22 protein-coding genes are annotated in these 20,434 nt (G+C 69.6%); 16 read left to right on the forward strand and 6 right to left on the reverse strand.

The annotated features are described in order from the left end of the window. Position 1: 1 nt before the first annotated feature. The 9 genes from J2848_RS31245 to J2848_RS31285 are packed head-to-tail and all read left to right on the forward strand — an operon-like array spanning position 2 to position 10,211. The gene (locus J2848_RS31245; RefSeq protein ID WP_149234369.1) at positions 2–778 is read left to right on the forward strand and encodes a FliH/SctL family protein; all 777 of its coding nucleotides are present in this window, start codon (positions 2–4) and stop codon (positions 776–778) included. Positions 779–811: 33 nt separating this feature from the next. Beyond that, the gene (gene fliN, locus J2848_RS31250) at positions 812–1,129 is read left to right on the forward strand and encodes a flagellar motor switch protein FliN (protein ID WP_098737805.1); all 318 of its coding nucleotides are present in this window, start codon (positions 812–814) and stop codon (positions 1,127–1,129) included. Then, the gene (locus J2848_RS31255; protein WP_149234368.1) at positions 1,129–2,034 is read left to right on the forward strand and encodes a motility protein A; all 906 of its coding nucleotides are present in this window, start codon (positions 1,129–1,131) and stop codon (positions 2,032–2,034) included. Before fliN ends, J2848_RS31255 begins: the two co-directional genes overlap by 1 nt. 4 nt (positions 2,035–2,038) lie before the next feature. After that, the gene (locus tag J2848_RS31260; protein ID WP_149234367.1) at positions 2,039–3,619 is read left to right on the forward strand and encodes a sigma-54-dependent transcriptional regulator; all 1,581 of its coding nucleotides are present in this window, start codon (positions 2,039–2,041) and stop codon (positions 3,617–3,619) included. A gap of 40 nt (positions 3,620–3,659) precedes the next feature. Continuing rightward, the gene (gene flhA / locus J2848_RS31265) at positions 3,660–5,849 is read left to right on the forward strand and encodes a flagellar biosynthesis protein FlhA (RefSeq protein WP_149234366.1); all 2,190 of its coding nucleotides are present in this window, start codon (positions 3,660–3,662) and stop codon (positions 5,847–5,849) included. A 46-nt stretch (positions 5,850–5,895) separates the two neighbouring features. Continuing rightward, positions 5,896–7,161, forward strand: a complete 1,266-nt coding sequence (locus J2848_RS31270; RefSeq protein WP_149234365.1) for a flagellar biosynthesis protein FlhF — start codon at positions 5,896–5,898, stop codon at positions 7,159–7,161. Next, positions 7,158–7,955: a MinD/ParA family protein gene (locus J2848_RS31275; RefSeq protein ID WP_012975714.1), complete on the forward strand. Its 798-nt coding sequence runs from the start codon at positions 7,158–7,160 to the stop codon at positions 7,953–7,955. Before J2848_RS31270 ends, J2848_RS31275 begins: the two co-directional genes overlap by 4 nt. 19 nt (positions 7,956–7,974) lie before the next feature. Beyond that, a complete protein-coding gene (locus J2848_RS31280) occupies positions 7,975–9,861 on the forward strand; it encodes a hypothetical protein (RefSeq protein ID WP_149234364.1) in 1,887 nt (628 codons plus the stop codon). Continuing rightward, positions 9,858–10,211 (forward strand): hypothetical protein, encoded by a 354-nt coding sequence (locus J2848_RS31285; RefSeq protein WP_149234363.1) that lies wholly within the window; start codon positions 9,858–9,860, stop codon positions 10,209–10,211. Before J2848_RS31280 ends, J2848_RS31285 begins: the two co-directional genes overlap by 4 nt. Positions 10,212–10,218: 7 nt before the next feature. On the opposite strand, the gene J2848_RS31290 is transcribed toward J2848_RS31285, so the two are convergent. The 6 genes from J2848_RS31290 to J2848_RS31310 form a co-directional block, all read right to left on the reverse strand. Then, entirely contained in the window at positions 10,219–10,668 is a 450-nt protein-coding gene (locus J2848_RS31290; RefSeq protein ID WP_149234362.1) for a diheme cytochrome c, read from the reverse strand. A gap of 10 nt (positions 10,669–10,678) precedes the next feature. Further along, positions 10,679–11,101 (reverse strand): DUF1924 domain-containing protein, encoded by a 423-nt coding sequence (locus tag J2848_RS31295; RefSeq protein WP_149234361.1) that lies wholly within the window; start codon positions 11,099–11,101, stop codon positions 10,679–10,681. Next, positions 11,101–11,634 carry a hypothetical protein gene (locus J2848_RS31300; RefSeq protein WP_149234360.1) on the reverse strand — a complete coding sequence of 178 codons (534 nt, stop codon included), beginning with the start codon at positions 11,632–11,634 and terminating at the stop codon, positions 11,101–11,103. Before J2848_RS31300 ends, J2848_RS31295 begins: the two co-directional genes overlap by 1 nt. Positions 11,635–11,659: 25 nt before the next feature. After that, positions 11,660–11,788 (reverse strand): hypothetical protein, encoded by a 129-nt coding sequence (locus tag J2848_RS36060; RefSeq protein ID WP_281288652.1) that lies wholly within the window; start codon positions 11,786–11,788, stop codon positions 11,660–11,662. A 13-nt stretch (positions 11,789–11,801) separates the two neighbouring features. Continuing rightward, positions 11,802–12,227, reverse strand: coding sequence for a cytochrome c maturation protein CcmE domain-containing protein (locus J2848_RS31305; RefSeq protein ID WP_149234359.1), 426 nt, complete (start codon positions 12,225–12,227; stop codon positions 11,802–11,804). A gap of 100 nt (positions 12,228–12,327) precedes the next feature. Further along, complete coding sequence (locus J2848_RS31310) at positions 12,328–12,465, reverse strand: hypothetical protein (protein WP_170307218.1); 138 nt, start codon at positions 12,463–12,465, stop codon at positions 12,328–12,330. On the opposite strand from J2848_RS31310, the gene J2848_RS31315 reads away from it, so the two are divergent. From J2848_RS31315 to J2848_RS31345, 7 genes are all read left to right on the forward strand, one after another. Then, positions 12,464–12,799 carry a PepSY domain-containing protein gene (locus tag J2848_RS31315; RefSeq protein ID WP_246194283.1) on the forward strand — a complete coding sequence of 112 codons (336 nt, stop codon included), beginning with the start codon at positions 12,464–12,466 and terminating at the stop codon, positions 12,797–12,799. The two genes, J2848_RS31310 and J2848_RS31315, sit on opposite strands and share 2 nt — an antisense overlap. A 4-nt stretch (positions 12,800–12,803) precedes the next feature. Then, positions 12,804–13,463: a response regulator gene (locus J2848_RS31320; RefSeq protein WP_149234358.1), complete on the forward strand. Its 660-nt coding sequence runs from the start codon at positions 12,804–12,806 to the stop codon at positions 13,461–13,463. Positions 13,464–13,487: 24 nt separating this feature from the next. Beyond that, positions 13,488–14,849 (forward strand): sensor histidine kinase, encoded by a 1,362-nt coding sequence (locus J2848_RS31325; protein ID WP_149234357.1) that lies wholly within the window; start codon positions 13,488–13,490, stop codon positions 14,847–14,849. Between the two features lie 66 nt (positions 14,850–14,915). After that, positions 14,916–15,638 (forward strand): 2OG-Fe dioxygenase family protein, encoded by a 723-nt coding sequence (locus J2848_RS31330; protein ID WP_149234356.1) that lies wholly within the window; start codon positions 14,916–14,918, stop codon positions 15,636–15,638. Between the two features lie 254 nt (positions 15,639–15,892). After that, positions 15,893–16,966: an aldose epimerase family protein gene (locus J2848_RS31335; protein WP_149234355.1), complete on the forward strand. Its 1,074-nt coding sequence runs from the start codon at positions 15,893–15,895 to the stop codon at positions 16,964–16,966. A 72-nt stretch (positions 16,967–17,038) separates the two neighbouring features. Next, positions 17,039–18,538 (forward strand): pyruvate kinase, encoded by a 1,500-nt coding sequence (pyk, locus tag J2848_RS31340; protein ID WP_149234354.1) that lies wholly within the window; start codon positions 17,039–17,041, stop codon positions 18,536–18,538. A gap of 300 nt (positions 18,539–18,838) precedes the next feature. Next, positions 18,839–20,311: an MHYT domain-containing protein gene (locus tag J2848_RS31345; RefSeq protein ID WP_170307221.1), complete on the forward strand. Its 1,473-nt coding sequence runs from the start codon at positions 18,839–18,841 to the stop codon at positions 20,309–20,311. The last annotated feature ends 123 nt before the right edge of the window (positions 20,312–20,434 follow it).

Below are 20,434 nucleotides of genomic sequence, written 5' to 3' on the forward strand. Positions count from 1 at the left end.
GATGAGCGTGCGCAAATTCCTCTTCGACGAGTCCTTCGACGTGGACGCCGTCCCCCGCATGACCCATGTGGAGGATGACGACCTGCTGCCCGAGGACGAGCTGTCGGCCCAACCGGCCCCCGAACCGGAACCGGAGCTGCCGCCGGCCCCGACCTTCGGCGAGGAGGAACTGGCCGCCGCCCGGGCTCAGGGCTATGAGGAGGGCATGGCCGCCGGCAAGTCCGAAGGGACCGCGGCGGGCTATGGCAAGGGTTTCACCGACGGCATGGCCACCGGCCAGAACACCGGCTACGAGCGCGGCAAGGCGGAGATCGAGGCGACGGTGAACAACCGAATCGCCAACGCGCTCTCCCAGATCGCCGACGGGGTGGCGCACCTGCTGGCGGCGCACGAGGCGGGCAACGCCGCGCGCAGCGAACAGCCGGTCCATCTGGCGCTGGCGATCGTCCGCAAGCTGATGCCGGAATGGGCGCGGCGCGGCGGCATGGTCGAGGTGGAGGGAATGGTCCGCGCCTGCCTGACCGACCTGATCGACGAGCCGCGGCTGGTCATCCGGGTGGCGGAGGACACGATGGATCTGGTGCGCGACCATCTGGACCAGACGGTCGGGTCGCGCGGCTTCGGCGCCAGGCTGATGGTGATCGGCGATCCGTCGATCGCCCCCGGCGGCTGCCGCATCGAATGGGCCGAAGGCGGAATGGAGCGGGACACCGCCCAGCTGCTGGACGAAATCGAACGCCGCGCGGCGCACATGCTGGAGGCTCCGGCCCCCGTCTAAGGGGGTCCGGAATGAAGGAGGTCCGAGACCGACATGCCGAGCGACAATTTTTCGCTGAACGATCTGCACGGTGGCGACGGCGACGACTACGCCAGCCCCGGAATCACCAAGGATCTGGAGGCGGTGTACGACATCCCCGTCCAGATCTCCGCCGTGCTGGGCAAATCGACCATGCAGGTGGCGCAGTTGCTGAAGCTGGGCCGCGGCGCGGTGGTGGAGCTGGACCGCAAGGTCGGCGAGGCCATCGACATCTACGTCAACAACCGCCTTGTCGCCCGCGGCGAGGTGGTGGTGGTGGAGGACCGGCTGGGCGTGACCATGACGGAAATCATCAAGTCGGACCGCGGCTGATGGCGGTTTCGTCCGACACCGGCACGCGCGCCGCCAAGGCGGCCCAGCCGCAGCCGGCCGCTGCTCCCACCGGCGCAACCGCGCCGGGGCGGAGCGTGCGGCTGCGCGGCGGGCTGGACGTGGCGACGCTGGTCGGGCTGGCGGCGGCGGCCGGGGTGATCCTGATCGCCATCACCACCGGCGGGTCGGCGCGCGCCTTCCTCGATCCGCCGTCGCTGCTGATCGTGCTGGGCGGGACGCTGGCGGTCACCACCGCCTCCTTCTCGCTGGGCGACGTGGCGGTGGCGTGGAAGAACGCGGCGGCGGTGCTGGTGCACCAGACGCTCGACCCCAAGGGCGTGGCGCGGCAGGTGATCCTGCTGGCCGAGGCCGCCCGCCGGGCCGGGCCGGAGACCCTGCGCAACGTCCTGCCGGAACTGCGCGGCGAGCCCTTCCTGCACCGCAGCGTCACCCTGATCACCGAGGGGCTGCCGCCCGACGCCATCGAGCGAATGCTGACCGGCGAGGTCGAGGCGACCGCCGGCGGCCACGGCAAGAGCGCCGGCGTGCTGCGCCGCGCGTCGGAAGTGGCGCCGGCCATGGGCCTGATCGGCACGCTGGTCGGGCTGGTGCAGATGCTGGGCAGCCTGAGCGACCCGTCGGCCATCGGCCCGGCGATGGCTTTGGCTCTGCTGACGACCTTCTACGGGGCCGTGCTCGGCAACGTCGTCCTCTCCCCGCTCGCCGCCAAGGTGGAGCGGGCAGCGGAGGAGGACGCGCTGGTCAAGACCCTCTACACCATCGGCGCCGTGTCCATCGCGCGCCAGGAGAATCCGCGGCGTCTGGAGATGCTCCTGAACGCCGTCCTGCCGCCTGGAAAGCGGATCCAGTATTTCGACCGGGAAGCCCCGAGAGTGGGAGCGTAAGGCTATGCGTCTGCTGATCGTTGGAACGTTGGAAGGCTACATCACCGCCGCCGGCAAGATCGCCATGAAGCGGGGGGCCAAGGTGTCGCACACCGACAGCATCGAAGGGGCGCTGACCGCCTTGCGTGCCGCCGCCGGTGCCGATCTGGTGATGATCGACGTCAAGCTGGACATCGCGACCTTCATCGACAGCCTGAAGTCGGAGCGGATCACCATCCCGGTGGTCGCCTGCGGCATCGGCACCGATGCGGCCGCCGCCGTGCGGGCCATCCGCGCCGGCGCCAAGGAATATCTGCCGCTGCCGCCCAATGCCGAGCTGATCGCCGCGGTGCTGGAGGCGGTGGCGGAGGAGAGCCACTCCATCGTCTGCAGCGACCCGGCGATGCTGGCGACGCTGCGGTTGGCCGAGCAGGTGGCGCCCAGCGACGCCTCGGTGATGATCACCGGCGAGAGCGGCACCGGCAAGGAGCTGATGGCCCGCTTCATCCACCGCAAGAGCCGGCGGGCCAACGAGCCCTTCGTCGCGGTGAACTGCGCCGCCATCCCGGAGAACCTGCTGGAATCGGAGCTGTTCGGCCACGAGAAGGGCGCCTTCACCGGCGCCGTCGCCCGGCGTCTCGGCAAGTTCGAGGAAGCCAACAACGGCACCCTGCTGCTGGACGAGCTGTCGGAGATGCATCCGCGCCTCCAGGCCAAGCTGCTGCGCGCCATCCAGGAGAAGGAGATCGACCGGATCGGCTCCAGCCAGCCGGTGAAGGTCAATGTCCGCCTGATCGCCACCTCCAACCGCAATCTGGAGGCGGAGGTCCGCTCCGGCAATTTCCGCGAGGATCTGTATTTCCGCCTGAACGTGTTCAGCGTGGCGATCCCGTCCTTGCGCGAACGCCCGGCCGACATCCCGATGATCGCCGAGCATTTCCTGAAGAAATACGCGGAGGCCAACGGTCTGGGCGACAAGCGCCTGACCGAGGACGCGCTCTTGATGCTGAAGGCGCATCACTGGCGCGGCAACGTGCGCGAGCTGGAAAACACCATGCATCGCGCCGTCCTGCTGTCGCGCGGGGAAGAGGTCGGGCCGGAAGCGATCATGCTGACCAGCAAGATGCTGGCCCCGGAAGGCAGCGCCCAGGCCTCCATCCCCAGCGATTCGCCGGTCGCCAACCCGTTCGCCGGTCCGGGCGGCACGGTCCCGGCCGCCGCTCCGGTGCAGCCGGCCGCCCCCCTGGTGGTCCCGCCGCAGGGCGGCCTACCAACCAGCTATGGGCCGACCAGCTACGGCCCGCCCAAGGGCGGCAAGCCCGGCCCCTATGGCATGCCCGCCAACGGCGGTGCGGCAGCCGCTGCCGCGGCGGCCTCCGCCAACAGCGGCAGCGCCGCCGGCCTCGCCGCGCTGATCGGCCGCACCGTGGCGGACGTCGAGCGCGACCTGATCCTGGAGACGCTGACCCACTGCCTGGGCAACCGCACCCATGCCGCCAACATCCTGGGCATCTCGATCCGCACGCTGCGCAACAAGCTGAAGCAGTATGGCGACGAGGGCCGCAGCGTGCCCGCCCCCGGCAACGACGAACGGGCGACGGCCTGACGTCCCGTCCGGGACCGGGACCTGAGCGGCGGGAGCATCCATGGCGCTGACGGAGCAGAATAGCGGCGGAGGTGGCAGCCCTGGGTTGGGGGGCGGCGGCGGTCCCGGCAACATGGCCGCCTTCGGCGAGATGTGGGCGGTCGCCAAGTCGTCGCTGAAGCGCGGCGACGTGGCGATGGCCGTCGGCATCCTGATCGTCGTCGTCGGCCTGATCATGCCGCTGCCCGCCGTCATGCTCGACATGATGCTGGGGCTGAACATCACCGTCTCCATCCTGATCCTGATGGTGGTGCTGTTCATCGAGAAGCCGCTTCAGCTGTCCTCATACCCGACGATCCTGCTGATCACCACGCTGCTGCGCCTGTCGCTGAACATGGCCTCGACGCGCCTGATCCTGACGCAGGGGCATGAGGGGACGTCGGCCGCCGGCCATGTGATCGAGGCATTCGCCAGCCTCGTCATGGGCGGCGATTTCGTCATCGGCGTGATCATCTACGCCATCCTGACGATCGTGAACTTCAAGGTCATCACCGCCGGTTCGGGCCGCATCGCCGAAGTGGCGGCGCGCTTCACCCTGGACGCCATGCCCGGCAAGCAGATGGCCATCGACGCCGACCTGTCGGCCGGCATGATCGAGGAGAGCACCGCACGGGCCCGGCGCAAGGAGCTGGAGGACGAAAGCGCCTTCTTCGGCTCGATGGACGGTGCGTCGAAGTTCGTGAAGGGCGACGCGGTCGCCGGCCTGATGATCATGTTCATCAACATCATCGGCGGCGTGACCATCGCGGTGCTGCGCCACGACATGCCGGTGATGACGGCGCTGGACACCTTCACCAAGCTGACCATCGGTGACGGTCTGGTGTCGCAGATCCCGGCGCTGGTCATCTCGATCTCCGCCGGCTTCCTGGTGTCGAAGGCCGGCATGGGCGGCTCGACCGACAAGGCGGTGGTGGGGCAGCTGACCGGCCACAGCCAGGCGCTGGCCCTGTCGGCCGGCGCCATCGGCGTACTGGCCCTGCTGCCGGGGATGCCGATCCTGACGCTGGCCCCGGTCATCGGCGCCGTGGGCTTCGCCGCCTGGTACATGCCGCGCCTGCGCGCGAAGAAGGAGGCGGAAGAGGCCGCGGCGGCGGAGGAGGCGGCGGCCGGGGCCGGGCCGGGCGGCGTGCCGGGTGCCGGACCGGCACCGGACGAGCCGATCGCCACCGCGCTCGCCATCGACCTGATCCGGCTGGAGCTGGGCTATGGCCTGTTGTCGCTGATCAACCAGCCGCAGGCGGGCAGCCACCGGCTGACCGACCAGATCAAGGGCCTGCGCCGGCAGATCGCCGGCGAGGTCGGCTTCGTCATGCCGGCGGTCCGCATCCAGGACAATTTGCAGCTTCCGCCCAACACCTACATCATCCGTGTCAAGGAGATCGAGGCCGGGCGCGGCGACATCCGGCCGAACATGCTGCTGGTGATGGACCCGCGCGGCGACGCCATGAGCCTGCCCGGCGAACAGACGGTGGAGCCGACCTTCGGCCTGCCCGCCATCTGGATCGAGCCGGGATACCGCGAGGAGGCGCTGTTCAAGGGCTACACCGTGGTCGACCCGTCGACCGTGGTGACCACCCACCTGACCGAGCTGATCAAGGACAACATGCCGGAGCTGCTGTCCTTCACCGAGACGCAGAAGCTGCTGGACGAGACCGACAAGGAACACCAGAAGCTGATCGCCGATGTGGTGCCTGGACAGATCACTGTGGGCGGATTGCAACGGGTGTTGCAGAATCTCCTTGCCGAACGGGTCTCGATCCGGGATCTTCCCACGATATTGGAAGGGGTATCCGAAGCGACCAGCCAGACCCGCAGCATCACCCAGATCACCGAGCATGTGCGGTCCCGCCTCGCCCGGCAGATTTGCGACGCGAACACGAACGAGATGGGCTTCATCCCGCTCGTCACCCTGTCGCCCGAATGGGAGCAGGGGTTCGCGGAATCGCTGGTGGGCGACGGCGACGACCGGCAGCTGACGATGGCCCCGTCCCGCCTGCAGCAGTTCATCACCTCCGTCCGCCAAACCTTCGAGCGACATGCCATGATGGGCGAGAGTCCCGTTCTGTTGACCAGCCCGCTGATCCGTCCGTTCGTCCGCTCGATCGTCGAGCGGTTCCGGCCGGCGACCGTGGTCATGTCCCAGAACGAGATCCACCCGAAGGCCCGCATCAAGACCCTGGGACAGATCTGATGGTGCGTGCCGTCCCCCCCTCCTTAACTGACGGAAGGCGCTGCCGATGCGGCTGAAGTCCTTCCACGCCAAGACCATGTCCGACGCCATGCGGATGGTGCGCCAGTCGCTGGGCGATGACGCCATCATCGTCGCCACGCGCGAGGAGGAAGGCGGCGGCGTGCGCGTCACGGCGGCGGTGGAAGAGGACGACCTGCCGCCGGCCCCGTCCTCCGGCGGTTCGCGCGGCGGTCGGGGCAGCAAGGCGCCGCCCAAACCGGTGGAACCCGAGATCGACGTCGGCGAGGTGGTGGCCGACGCCCTGCAACGCCACGGCGTGCCGGCCGCGCTGGCCGAACAGCTGATCGACGCGGCGTCGGGCCTGGACACCGAGGATCCGCGGCTGGCGCTGGGCTCGGCGCTCGATTCCTTCTTCACCTTCAACCCGCTGCCCGACGGCCGCGCGCCGGTGAAGCCGCTGGCGCTGGTCGGCCCGCCGGGGTCGGGCAAGACGCTGGTCGCGGCCAAGCTGGCGGCGCGGGCCGTCTTCAAGAAATGCTCGGTCGGCGTCATCACCACCGACACTGTGCGGGCCGGCGGCGTCGACCAGCTGGCCGCCTTCACCCGGCTGATGAAGCTGAAGCTCGCGACGGTGGAGGACCCCGACGCGCTGGCCGGCGCCTTCGAGGTGCATCGCCGGACCGACCTCGTTCTGGTCGACACCGCCGGGCGCAACCCGTTCGACGCCGACGACATGCAGGATCTGCGGGCCATGCTGTCCGCCGGGGAGGTGGAGCCGGTGCTGGTGCTGCCGGCCGGCCTGGATGCGATGGAGGCCGCCGACATGGCGCTGGCCTTCAAGGCGGTGGGCGTGCGGCGCATGCTGGTCACCCGGCTGGACATGACGCGCCGGCTGGGCAGCGTGCTCGCCATCGCCGCGCGGGCCCGGCTGTCCTTCTGCGACGCCAGCATCTCCTCCAAGGTGGCGGAAGGGCTGACGGCGCTGAACCCGCTGGCGCTCGCCCGCATGATGATCCCGGCCGAGGAGAAGGCAGCGGCCGCCAAGGAATCGGCGCCACGCCGCACCGCCCGCACCGCGGACTGGGGCGAGGATGACGGCGACGCCGACAACGGCCAGCCGGATCATACCCCCGAGCGCAAGCCGAGCTTCGGACGGGGCTATGAGCCGGAGGAGGACGAGCCGGGGATCGAGCCGGCGCCGCCACCGCGCAGGGCCGCCGCCGCGGCCGCCAAGCCGACGAAACCAGCAACCGCAAAACCCGCAACCAAGGCCAAAGCCGCCAGTTCCCCCTCGTCGAGGACCCTGCCATGACCGATCCGGTGTTCCCGGCCGCCCTCAAGAACGTTCGCCCGCTGCGCGGCGCCAACGTCATCGCCGTGGCCAGCGGAAAGGGCGGCGTCGGCAAGACGTGGTTCTCCATCACGCTCAGCCACGCCCTGACCAAGGCAGGCATGAACACGCTGCTGTTCGACGGCGATCTCGGGCTCGCCAACGTCGACATCCAGCTGGGCTTCTCGCCCAAGAATGATCTGGGCGCCGTCATCAACGGCGAGGTGACGCTGGCCAAGGCGGCGCAGCGCTTCCCCGACACCGGCTTCGACATCATCGCCGGCCGCTCGGGCTCGGGCACGCTGGCGCAGCTGCCGAGCCAGCGGCTGTCCGGCCTGCGCAACGACCTGCTGGAGCTGGCGAAGAGCTATGACCGGGTGGTGATGGACATGGGCGCCGGCGTCGACCGCACGGTGCGCACCCTGTCGGGCCCGGCCGGCACCACGCTGGTGGTGACGACGGACGAGCCGACCTCGCTGACCGACGCCTATGCCTTCATCAAGCTGACCCACGCCACCAACCCGTCGGCCGACCTGCGGATCGTGGTCAACATGGCGCAGAGCGTGAAGGACGGCGAGCGGACCTACGGCACCATCCTGAAGGCCTGCCAGAACTTCCTGAAATACAAGCCGGCGCTGGCGGGCATCATCCGCCGCGACCTGAAGGTGCGCGACGCCATCCGCAACCAGACGCCGCTGCTGACCCGCTCGCCCGCCAGCGACGCGGCCCGCGACGTCGAGGCGATCGTGCAGCGGCTGCTCGCCAGCGCCAAGTAGCGGGCGGGGATGGGCGGGCATGGGAGGGGCGATCCCACCATCGGTCACGCCGGTCGCCGCCACCGCCGCGGCAACCCCCGCCACGCCCGCACCCGTCACTGCCGAGGCCACGGTCGTCCAGCTTCCCGAACGGCTGCCGGAGATCACCCGCCCGGTGGTGCTGACCGGCACCGTCGCCGGCCAGACGCCGGAAGGGCTGACCCGCGTGCGCACCGCGGCGGGCGAACTTCTGCTGGACAGTGCCGCGGAGCTGCCGGCCGACAAGCCGGTCACCGTGCAGATCACGCCCGGCCAGACCACGACCGGCAGCACGGCCTCGACCGGCGCCCCCACCACCGCGCTTCCGGGCAAGCCGACCGCACTGATCCTGCTGCAATCCCTCGGCAGTCCGGCCACGCCATCCACGGGGAGCGCCACGCCCAGCCCGACGGCCGGCAGCGGTGCCGCGCCCGCCGTCCTGCTGCCGACGCCGACACAGGTCAGCGTTCCGGCCAATCTGCCGCCGCTGCTGCCGGGCACCGTGGTGCCGGCGCTGGTCCTGGCCGGCGGGTCCGGTGCCAGACTGCCGACCCCCGCCGCCCCGCCAATGCAGACCGCGCCCGCAGCACCGGCACCGGCAGGCCCATCGGGCAGTGCGAAGCCGGAAGCACCGGCCGCCGGAACTCCCGCGACGCCGGCCGGCGGTTCACCGGTCCCGGTCCCCACCATGGGCGGCGGCAGCGCCACATTCGGCACGCCGGTACAGCTGGGCGGCGATGCGGCCCATCCCGGGGCCGAGACTCCGACTGCCTCCAACTCGCCCGCCCCCAACTCACTCGATGAGACTGCCGGCACCCCCGAACCGCCGGACCTGCCGCGCGGTGCCACGGTGGCGCTGAAGATCCTGACGGTCACCCCGCCGCCGCAACAGCCCCGGCCGGCCGGCGACCCGGAGGCCGGCGGGCGCAACGGGCAGCCAGGGAACCAACCCGGTCAGCAATCGGGCGGACAGGCGGCTTCCCAGCCCTCTCCTCTGTCCTCCTCCCAGCCCGACGAAGCCGCGCTGCCGCCCGACACCCCCGTCCTGCGCGGCACGGTGGCCGGCAGCACGCCGCAGGGGCAGCCGATCCTGGCGACCAAACAGGGCATGCTGGCGCTGAACGTCCCGGCAAGCCTGCCGCAAGGGGCGAAGGTGACGGCGGCGCTGGCCGACCTCGCCCGTGCCACCCAGGCGGCGGCCCCCACCCTGCCCGGCCCGCCGGGACCGCTGGACGGGCGTGACTGGCCGGCGATGCGGCAGCTGATGGCGACGCTGGCGGCCGATCCGGCGCTCGCCAAGTCGATGCTGGCGACGATGCCGCAGCCGAACCGCAAGCTGACGGCGGCGTTGAGCTTCTTCCTGTCGGCGATGCGCGGCGGCGACGCCCAGGGCTGGCTGGGCGACGAGGCCACGTCCGCCCTGGACAAGGCGGGACGCCGCGACCTGCTGGAGCGGCTGGAGAAGGACTTCGACGGCCTGCGCCGCGAGGCGGCGGAACCGCTGCCGGGCGACTGGCGCAGCTACACCATCCCGCTGATGGACGCGAATGGGCCGAAGCCGATCAAGCTGCATGTCCATCCGCTGAAGGAAGACGAGGAGAGCGGCGGCAAGGAACGCGCCAAGCCCGGCAGCCGTTTCGTCATCGACGTCGACCTCAGCCGCTTCGGGCCGTTGCAGCTGGACGGGCTGGTGCGGCCCAACCATTTCGACCTGATCCTGCGCAGTCACGTCGCCCTGCCGCCGGAGCTGCGGGTGGAACTGATCCAGGTCTTCGCCGACAGCGTCCGCGCGGTCGGCTACAGCGGCGGCCTGTCCTTCCAATCCGGGGCGCGAAGCTGGGTGAAGCTGACCCGCGCCGGACAGGCGGGCCTGGGGGTGTCGGCATGAGGCGGGAGCGCCTGGCCACCCGCCCCTCCCCCGACGCCCGCCACGATTTCCTGGTGGAACTGAGCGGCGAGCCGCTGCCGGGGGTGCGGCTGACCTTGCGGCTGGTGCCCGACCTGCTGGTGCCCGATCCGGCGTCGGTCCTGGCCTATCTGGCGGAGTTTGCCGGCTTCCCCGACGGTCTGGAGGCGCTGGCCGTCGCCATCCTCGACGACCTCAACAACGAGCTGGTCCCGCGCTGGGTCGAGGTGGCGGTGGAAAGCGATGCCCCCCTGCCCCACCGCGTGGTGATCGAGGACCGGCAGCCGGCCTGGGACAATCCACGGCTGCTGGCGCGGCTGCGGCCGCTCTGACAGGGGATCAGTCGTCCTCGTAGAGGCCCTGCGCCGCCGTCCGGTGGCAGGCCTCGCAGTTGCTCTTGGCCTTGACCGTCTTGCGGCTCCAGATCGACGGTTCGAAGTCGTGCTTGCGCAGCCACCAGCGCTGTTCGGTGATGCGGATCAGGCGGCCGTCGCCGCTTCCGGCGGTCTGCGTCAGGTAGCTGCGGATGGCCGCGGCGGTGTCGGCCGGCAGGCTGGCATTCTCGCCGAAATGGTCCTGGAGGCCGTCCATGATGCGGGTCCAGGACACCGCCGGCAGCAGGCCCGGCTGAAAGGCCATGTGGCACTCGCCGCATTCCTTCTGCGTGGCGGCATGGGTGACGGGGCGTACCCGCTCGAACTCGCTGGCGATTGCCGCTCCGGCGGTCAGGGCCAGCATGGCGAACGCAGCAATGCCGGTCAGCGCGCGGAAATTCGGATCGGAGGTCATCGGCTGCTCGCTATTGGTTCGAGAGGAAGGTGATGAAGTCGCCCTTCTCCCGCGCGGTGCAGGCGCGGCCGAGGACGTTGACGCAGTCGCGCTCGAACCGTTTTTCGACCTCGGCAGGGTCGGTGAAGCGCTTGGGGTTGGCGGACACCGCCATCGGCAGGATGTCGCGGCCGGTCTTGTAATGACGGCCGGTCCCGACCGGGTCGCGGGTGTGGCAGCTGGCGCAGGCCGGGGTGTCGGCCACCTTGCCGCCGGCATGCGGCCCGAGATAGAGCGACCGTCCGCGCTCGGCCGAGAAGCCGGTGAAGTCGGACGCCTTCGCCTGGGCGGCGTAGCCGTCGAGGATGCGGGCGCGCTCCGGATCTCCTGACGCCGCGAGCGCGACGCCGGTGCCGAAGGCCACCGTGGCGGCGAGAAGAAGGATCGTTTTCATTAGATCACCCGGTTGGTCGGGGTTGAGCGCCACGCCGTCCAGCGCGGCGGGAGGCGAGGCGGCAGCCGTTTCAGGCCATGCAGCGCAAAGACCAGGGCGATGTGCCCCAGGATCAGGGGCAGGGAGGCCTCCCCGATCTCCTTGTGCAGATGCTCGATTGTGACAAAGAAATCGGCGATGGCGCCGGTCGCCGCTGCCAGCCCGACGCCGGTCAGGAGGGCGGCGGCCATCCAGGCGGTCAGCGGGCTGCGTTCGGTTCGGGCCTTCGCATCGCCGGCGAACAGCCGCCCGAGCCATCCCGCCACCGCTTTGGCGGAGGGTCGCGGCAGGCGCAGCGGGCTTCCCGCCGGGACCAGCACGCCGGCCGTAACGCGCAGAAGGATGGCGGCGAGGACGGCATAGCCGGAGAAGACATGCATGCCGTAGGTGTCCTCGTCGCCGGTCAGGTAAGCGACGACAAAGGCGCCCGAGACGGTGGCGTGGAAGACCAGCAGGGCGGTCATCTCGGCGGCGCTTGGCTTGCGGGCGGACATGGTGGTCTCCGTTCCGGATGGCAGCTCAGTCGTGGCTGGCGGACGGCAATGCGGCGACGCCCCCAGCACCATCCGCTCTCGCCTGATAGGCGGCTGCCAGCGCGCCGATGACCAGAGCGGCCAGCAGGGTGTGGAGGATCATCCTCTTCAGCATGGCGAGGCTCCGATCAGTCGTCGTCGCGGTCGCCGTGACGGCCATTCTCGTGGCCGTTATCATGGCCATGGCGGCCTTCGTGCTTCTGCATGGCGTCGCGGCCGAAGGCGGTGCCGTCCTGGCGGATGATCTGGCCGGCCTGGATCGCGCCCTGACGGACACCGCCGACGACGGTGATCTGGTCGCCGGACCGGATGCCGTCGGGAAGGAAGCCACGGCTGGCGACATCGATGCGGTCGCGGCCGTCGGTCAGGACGAACCAGTTCGCCGCCACCTTCTCCACGGTGCCGGTCACGGTGCCGCCGCCGGCCTTCAACACATCGGCGATGGGCTGCGGGCTGGCCGGCTGGACGTCTGCACGGCGGTGGTCGCCGGCCCAGGCAGCGCCGGTGGCGAGGGTGGCGGCAAGGAGGGCGGCGAGGCTAACGGCTTTCAGCATGGCATCACCTGTGGTGCGGGGGGAGCGTCGAAACGCCCGATGGACCGCACTCTGCCCCACCCGGCCTGAGCCGAGCCTGAACGGGCCGTTCATCCGCCGTTCAGGCGGCAGACGGCAGACGGCAGACGGCAAACAATGGTTCGAGCGCATTCAGCGGCGGTTCAGGGATGCGACGATATGCTGGTTCAGTCGCGAGCCCCCGTTGCGCGATGCTGTCCCAGGCAGAGAGGTCGATCATGAGGACCGGTCCCGCATTGCTCCTTGCTACCCTGCTCTTTGCGGCAGGACCGGAGGCGCGTGCCGGCGACGACCACGAGCGGGCCCGCGCCGCACTGCGCGAGGGGCGCATCCTGCCGCTGGAACGGATCGTCGAAAGCGCGAAGCAGCGGTTCGGCGGCGACGTGCTCGACGTCGATCTGGAGGATGAGGAGGACGGCTTTCGCTATGAGTTGAAGCTGATCGCTCCCGACGGCCGGATCCTGAAGCTGGATTACGACGCCGCCACCGGGGAGCTGCTGCGGATCAAGGACCGCCACCGTTCCCATGGCAGGGGCCCGGGCGGAGGGAGGTGACGCCATGCGCGTGCTGGTCGTCGAAGACACGCCGGAACTGGCCCGGCAGCTGAAACAGCGGCTGGAGGGCGAAGGCTATGCGGTGGATGCCGCCGCCGACGGCGAGGAGGGACGCTTCCTGGGCGAGACCGAGCCCTATGACGCGGTGATCCTGGATCTGGGGCTGCCGAAGATCGACGGGCTGACGGTGCTGCGGTCCTGGCGGCGGGCGGGGATGAGCACGCCTGTGCTGATCCTGACCGCGCGCGACGCCTGGAACGAGAAGGTGCAGGGCATCGATGCCGGCGCCGACGATTATCTGGCCAAGCCCTTCAGCATGGAGGAACTGCTGGCCCGCATCCGCGCGCTGATCCGCCGTGCCAAGGGCCATGCCAGCGCCGAGATCGCCTGCGGCGGGGTGGTGCTCGACACCCGCACCGGGCGGGTCACGGTGGATGGCCTGCCGGTCGAGCTGACCGCCTTCGAATACCGGGTACTGTCCTACCTGATGCACCGCAAGGGGCAGGTGGTGTCGCGCACCGAACTGACCGAACATGTCTATGCCCAGGATTTCGACCGCGATTCCAACACCATCGAGGTCTTCGTCGGCCGCCTGCGCCGCAAGCTGGGGGTGGATATCATCAAGACGGTGCGCGGGCTGGGCTATCGCGCGGATGAACCGTAGGAGCTGGCCGAGGGGGGAAAGGCGATGGGATGGACGGAATCGCTGCGCTTCCGCCTGCTGGCCGGCGCCGCGGTGTGGGTGGCGCTGGCGCTGATGCTGGCGGGATGGATCATCGCCGACCTGTTCCAGACCCATGTCCGCCAGCGTTTCGAGGCGGAGCTGACCAACCATCTGGAACAGCTGGCGGCGGTGCTGGAGATCGACGCCGACGGCAGGCCGGCACTGCGGCAGCCCCTGAGCGACCCGCGCTTCCGCCGGCCGCTGTCGGGCCTCTACTGGCAGGTGGGGGAGAGTGCCGCCACGCCGCTGCGCTCGCGCTCCCTGTGGGACAGCGTCCTGGCGTTGCCCGATGACCGGGTGGAGAATGGCGGGCTGCACCGGCATGACGCCACCGGGCCGGCGAACCAGTCGCTGACCGTGCTGGAGCGCTTCGTCCTGCTGCCGGAGCGGGCGGAGCCGGTGCGCATCGCCGTCGCCGCCGACCGGGCCGAGCTTGCCGGCGTCACCCGCGCCTTCAACGCCACGCTCGCCCTGTCGCTGGCCGTGCTGGCCGCCGCCCTGATCGTCGCGGCGCTGATCCAGGTGCAGATCGGGCTGAGCCCGCTCTCCCGCCTGCGCGGCGAACTGACCGAGGTGCGGGCCGGCCGGAAGAAGGGCTTCGACGTGGCGATGCCGACCGAGATCCGGCCGCTGGTGGAGGATCTGAACGCGCTGCTGGCCCATGCCGAGGAGGTCGTCGGCCGTGGCCGGTTGCAGGCCGGCAATCTGGCCCATGCGCTGAAGACCAACCTTGCCGTGCTGGCGAACGAGGCCGGCGCGCTGGACGAGCGCAACGCGCGTACGGTGGGGGCGGCGATGGTCCGGCAGGTGGAGCTGATGCGCCGGCACGTCGACCACCACATGGCCCGCGCCCGCGCCGCCGCCGCACGCAGCGTGCCGGGCATCAGCACGCCGGTGGCGGACTGTGTCGCGGCGCTGGTGCGGGTGATGCGCAAGCTGCATGCGCAGGCGGGGCTGGACATCAATGTCGATGCTCCCGCCGGCCTCCTGTTCGCCGGCGAACGGGAGGATCTGGACGAGATGCTGGGCAACCTGCTGGACAACGCCTGCAAATGGGCACGCGGCCGGGTCGAGGTGACCTGCCGGGCCGAGGGGGGCGGCATGCTGAGCCTCGTGCTCGACGACGACGGTCCCGGCCTGCCCGACGACTGCCGCGAGACGGCACTGGAGCCGGGCGTTCGCCTGGACGAAAGCATGCCGGGAACCGGGCTCGGCCTTGCGGTGGTGCGGGATGTGGCGCGGCTCTATGGCGGCGATGTCAGGCTGGACGCCTCACCGTTGGGCGGGCTGCGGGCAGTGTTGCGTTTGCCGGCGGCTGCGGGATGAGGAGGGGCCGCGGCTGTTGTGATAGGGTGGCGGGCACAAAATCGCTTTTGAAAGCGGACAGGCCAGATGACCGATGATCTTCGCGCGGTTCGTGACGCTGTGGCGGCGAACGGTTTCTCTTTCGTTGCAGCGGCCGACATGCAGGATCTGCTCGACGCCGCTGGACTGCGGGATTGGGAGGGGTTCAGCACCAGCTGGAACGACCTGGGCCTGGACAGCTACATGGCGGACGGCGGGCGTTACCGCCGCCGGCGCCACGCCGCCTTCGCGCTGTCCGCCGGGGATATCCGGCGCAAGCCGCACCAGCCCCACTACCAGAGCCGGGACTACAACCCCTTGAATGGCGGCCTCGAACGCTGGTTCGAACCGATCACCGAGGCGGTCGGAACCCACCCCGCTCTGACGGCGATCCTGAGAACCTGTTTCGCGCTGTTCGACCCGCTGACCCCCGCCGACACGAAACCGGATGTCTGGCACACGGAGGTCCATCAGTTCCGGATAGAAGCCCGCGCCGGCGAAGCCGGACGGCCGACCCCGGAAGGGATGCATCGCGACGGCGTGGACTGGGTCCTGGTGATGCTGGTCCGGCGCGAGAACGTCTCCAGCGGCACGACGAGCATCCATGATCTCGCCGGCCGGCCGCTGGGCAACTTCACCCTGCGCCATCCGCGGGAATCGGCGGTGGTGGACGATGCGCGGGTGTTCCATGGCGTGACCCCGGTCGAGCCCATCGATCCGGCCTGCCCGGCTTTTCGGGACGTGCTGGTGGTGACGATGCGGCGCGCCTGACCGCGCGCCGCTTCCAACGGCATCGCATGGCGGGGTCGAAGCCCTGCGGCATACTGTCCGGTTCGGCCGCTGCACCTCCGATCCGGTTTGCCTTCCACGCTAATATATTAGTATAATAATCTCATGATTTACCCGGTGAGGCCGAGCCATGACCGCGGACCCATTGGAAACGGCGCTGCTCCTGCGCGTGGTGATGGTCCTGGGGCTGCTGCTTCTCGGTTTCTACTAACCTCTGCCACAGGGATGCCTGGACCATGGCGACCGACCTCAAGCGAGAGAATTTCTCCGCCACCATCGACGGCAAGCCGGTGGATCTGTTCACGTTGCGCAACAGGCGCGGCATGGTGGTGCGCATCACCAATTACGGTGCCAAGATCGAACAGATCCTGGTTCCCGACCGCGACGGCGTCTTAGGCGACGTGGTTCAGGGCTATGACGGGATCGAGGGCGCGATGGGCGGACAGGCGTCCATGGGGTCCTTCATCGGGCGCTATTGCGGGCGCATCCCCGACGGGCGCTTCACCCTGGACGGCGTCACCCATCAGGCGGCGGTCAACAGCCCGCCCAACACCCTGCATGGCGGCCAGCGCGGCTCGCGCTTCCGCGTCTTCGACACCCGGCAACTCGACGAGTCCAGCCTGGAGCTGACCTATGTCTTCGAGGATGGCGAGGAGGGCTTTCCCGGCACCCTGCCGCTGCGGCTGGTCTATACGGTCGGCGACGACAACGCCCTGACCATCGCCTGGACCGCGGTGGCGGCCGACAGGACCACCATCGCCAACTTCACCGACCACACCTTCTTCAACCTGTCGGGCGATCTGGGATCGTCGATCCTCGACCACGTTGCCACCATCCATGCCGGCCGCTATCTGGCGCTCGGCGAGACGGCGGTGCCGACCGGCGAGATGGTGGATGTCGCCGGCACGCCGCATGATTTCCGTACCCCGGCGGCGCTCGGCGCCCGCATCGAGGCCGACGACCGCATGCTGGCGCTCGGCAAGGGGTACGACCTGCATTACGTGATCGACAAGCCGGCAAGCGGCCCGGCGCCGGTCCTCCATGCGCGCTTCCTGCACCCGGCCAGCGGCCGGACGCTGGAGGTGCTGTCGACCGAACCCGGCCTGCAGCTCTACACCGGCAATGCCCTGGAGGGCAAAGCCCCGCGGGACGTCGGCAAGGGCGGCACGCTCTACACCAAACACAGCGCCTTCTGCGCCGAACCGTCGAAATTCCCCAACGCCGTCAACATTCCATCTTTCCCCTCCACTGTGCTTCGTCCCGGCCAATGGACCGCCGGGTCCATCGTCTACCGGTTCGGGGTCGCCTGAGGCGGCGGCCCGCCGCCCGCCCCCAACCTGACTTGCACGGCAGCCCAACCTTCCCTTGGAGTCCGTTACGCCATGAGCATTGCCAAGCCGATCCGCCGTTACCGGCAGACGAAGATCGTCGCCACGCTGGGTCCGTCCTCCTCCTCGCCCGAGATGATCCGCCGCCTGTTCGAAGCCGGCGTCGACGTCTTCCGCCTGAATTTCAGCCACGGCAGCCACCAGGACCATGGCGAGCGCCTCCGCGCCATCCGCGCGCTGGAGACGGAGACCGGCCGCCCCATCGCCATCATGGCCGACCTCCAGGGGCCGAAACTGCGGCTGGGCCGCTTCGCCGACGGTCCGGTGACGCTGACCCCCGGCCAGTCCTTCTGCCTGGATCTGCTGGCGGAACCGGGCGACGCCCGCCGCGTCGGCATGCCGCATCCGGAGATCTTCGCCGCCCTGGTGCCGGATGCCGAACTGCTGCTGGACGACGGCAAGGTGCGGCTGCGCGTCACCGCCTGCGGCGCCGATTTCGCCGAGACCGTGGTGGTGTCCGGGACGAGGCTGTCGGACCGCAAGGGCGTCAACGTGCCCGGCGTGGTGCTGCCGTTGTCGCCGCTGACGCCCAAGGACCGTGCCGACCTGGACTTCGCCCTCGACCAGGGGGTGGACTGGGTGGCGCTGAGCTTCGTCCAGCGGCCGGAGGATGTGGCCGAGGCGCGCAAGCTGATCGCCGGCCGCGCCGCCCTGCTGTCGAAGCTGGAAAAGCCGCAGGCGATCCAGCATCTCGACCGCATCGTCGAGATGTCGGACGGCGTCATGGTGGCGCGCGGCGACCTGGGCGTGGAGATGCCGCCGGAAGACGTGCCGTCGATCCAGAAGCGCATCATCCGCGCCGCCCGTCTGGCCGGCAAGCCGGTGATCGTCGCCACCCAGATGCTGGAATCGATGATCTCCGCCCCCGCCCCGACCCGGGCCGAGGCGTCCGACGTCGCCACCGCGGTGTTCGACGGCGCCGACGCCGTCATGCTGTCGGCGGAGACCGCATCCGGCGAGTATCCGGTGGAAGCGGTGTCGATCATGGACCGCATCGCCCGGCGGGTGGAGGGTGATCCGCTCTATCGCGGCCTGATGGACGCCCAGCATGCCGATCCGGAACAGACGGAATCGGACGCCATCACCGCGGCCGCCCGTCAGGTCGCCCACACGGTGAAGGCGGCGGCCATCGCCACCTACACCACCAGCGGTTCCACCACCCTGCGGGCGGCGCGCGAGCGGCCGGAGGTGCCGATCCTGTGCCTGACCGAACAGGCGGCCATCGCCCGCCGGCTGGTGCTGGCCTACGGCGTCCATGCCGTGCTGACGGAGGATGTCCAGAGCTTCTCCGACATGGTGCACAAGGCGGCAAGACTGGCCTATGTGCATGGGCTGGCGGAGGAAGGCCAGCGGCTGGTCATCACCGCCGGCGTGCCGTTCGGCATGCCGGGATCGACCAATATCCTGCGAATCGCCTGGGTCGAGGCGCCGAGCCGTCCGGAGCGCGAACGCGACGCCCGCGCCCGTCAGCCGATGCAGTTCGCCGACGCCTGACCACGACCTGACGTTCCTGCTTTCCGCCGACCGCCAGGCGTCCGTTTCGAATAAGCGGGGGCTTGGCGGAGTAACAAGCGCACGATGACTCGGCCTGGCGGCCTATCGACTTCTATACCCTTGACACCGGTCAAATAAAGATAGCTTTTTAACTAACTACCGGACGTTGCCCGGCGCCGTTCGACGCCGGAGATGAATGCTCCACGGCCGAACTCGGGGTTTCCCTGTCTTGAAGTCCAGCCGGTGGAGCGGACAATCAGGAAGACCGGCGACCGTCAGGTGTTTTCGGGAGAGTCGTGGATGTCGATCGAACTGGCCGGATTGTGTTTCACGTCGGCGTCCGGCCTGCCGTTCTCCCACGACCATTGGCTGGTGGCGCTGTCCTATGCCGTCGCCGCCTTCGCTTCCTACGCGGCGCTGGACATGGCGGAGCGGATGCACCGCACCAGCGGCGTCGCCCGCGTCCTGTGGCAGGGCTGCGCCGCGGCGGCGCTGGGCGGCGGCATCTGGGCCATGCATTTCATCGGCATGCTGGCGCTGACCATCGACACGCCGATCGCCTATGATCCGGTGAAGACGCTGCTGTCGCTGGTGACCTCCGTCGCCTTCGTCGCCGTCGGCTTCCGCATCATCCAGAATCGCCGCACCATGGGAGCCATCGCCGCGGCCGGCATCATCGTCGGGCTTGGGGTGGCGGCCATGCATTATCTCGGCATGGCGGCGATGGTGCTGCCGGCCCGCATCGCCTATGAGCCCACCCTTTGGGCATTGTCGGTCGCCATCGCCGCGGCGGCTGCCACCGCGGGGCTGTGGCTGGCCACCCGCATCCACCACCTGCGCGAACGCGCGCTGGCCGCCCTGGTGATGGCGATCGCCGTCTGCGGCATGCATTACACCGGGATGGCGGCACTGGTGGTGCAGGTCGATCCCACGCTGGTGCCGACGACCGGCTGGGTGGGTGACGGGGTCTCCAGCGGTCCGCTGGCCGCGGTGGTGGCGGTTGCCGCCTTCGGCCTTCTGCTGCTGGCGCTGGTCTCCACCACGGCCGACCGCCGCATCTCCGCCGCCTCGGCGCGCGAGGCCGCCGCCCTGCGCGTCGCCAATCTGGAACTGCAGGCCGCCCGCCTGCAACAGGAAGCGACCCAGCGCGAAATCATCCGCCGCCTGTGCAGCGCCGGCGAGTTCCGCGACAACGAGACCGGCCAGCATGTGGCGCGCATGGCGCAGATCGCCAGCCAGTTGGCCCTGGCGGCCGGCCATCCTCCCGCCTTTGCCGCGCAACTGCTGGAGGCGGCCCCCCTGCACGACATCGGCAAGATCGGCATTCCCGACCATGTGCTGCTGAAGGCCGGCCGGCTCGACACCCAGGAATGGATGATCATGCGCCAGCACGCGACCATCGGGCAGCGGCTGCTGGCCGGCAGCGGGTTGCCCCTGCTCGACCTCGCCGCCGAGATCGCCGGGACGCATCACGAGAAATGGGACGGCACCGGCTACCCTGCCGGGCTGCGCGGCACGGACATCCCGCTGTCGGGCCGCATCGTCGCCATCGCCGATGTCTTCGACGCGCTGCTGTCCGCCCGCCCGTACAAGGAGCCCTGGCCGCTGGACGCCGTCGTCGCCCATATGCGGGAGCAGGCCGGCCGCCATTTCGATCCCGATCTGGTGAGGGTCTTTCTCGATAAGCTCGACCTGATGGTGGCGATCCGCGGGCGCTTCATCGATGAGGAGCACAATCCGCTGCTGCTTGCGCAATCCGGCGCCGCCGAATGACCATCGGGGTTTCCCCCAATGGAAAATCCCGAGATAAACTGGTTTCGAGGGCGGGTTCTCTGCAATTACAGAAAATTGTTATGACTTGGCTGGTATCAACCATGATGCGGCGTTAACTTTTTC

This window comes from Azospirillum lipoferum, from assembly GCF_024170005.1.
Taxonomy (GTDB): domain Bacteria; phylum Pseudomonadota; class Alphaproteobacteria; order Azospirillales; family Azospirillaceae; genus Azospirillum; species Azospirillum lipoferum.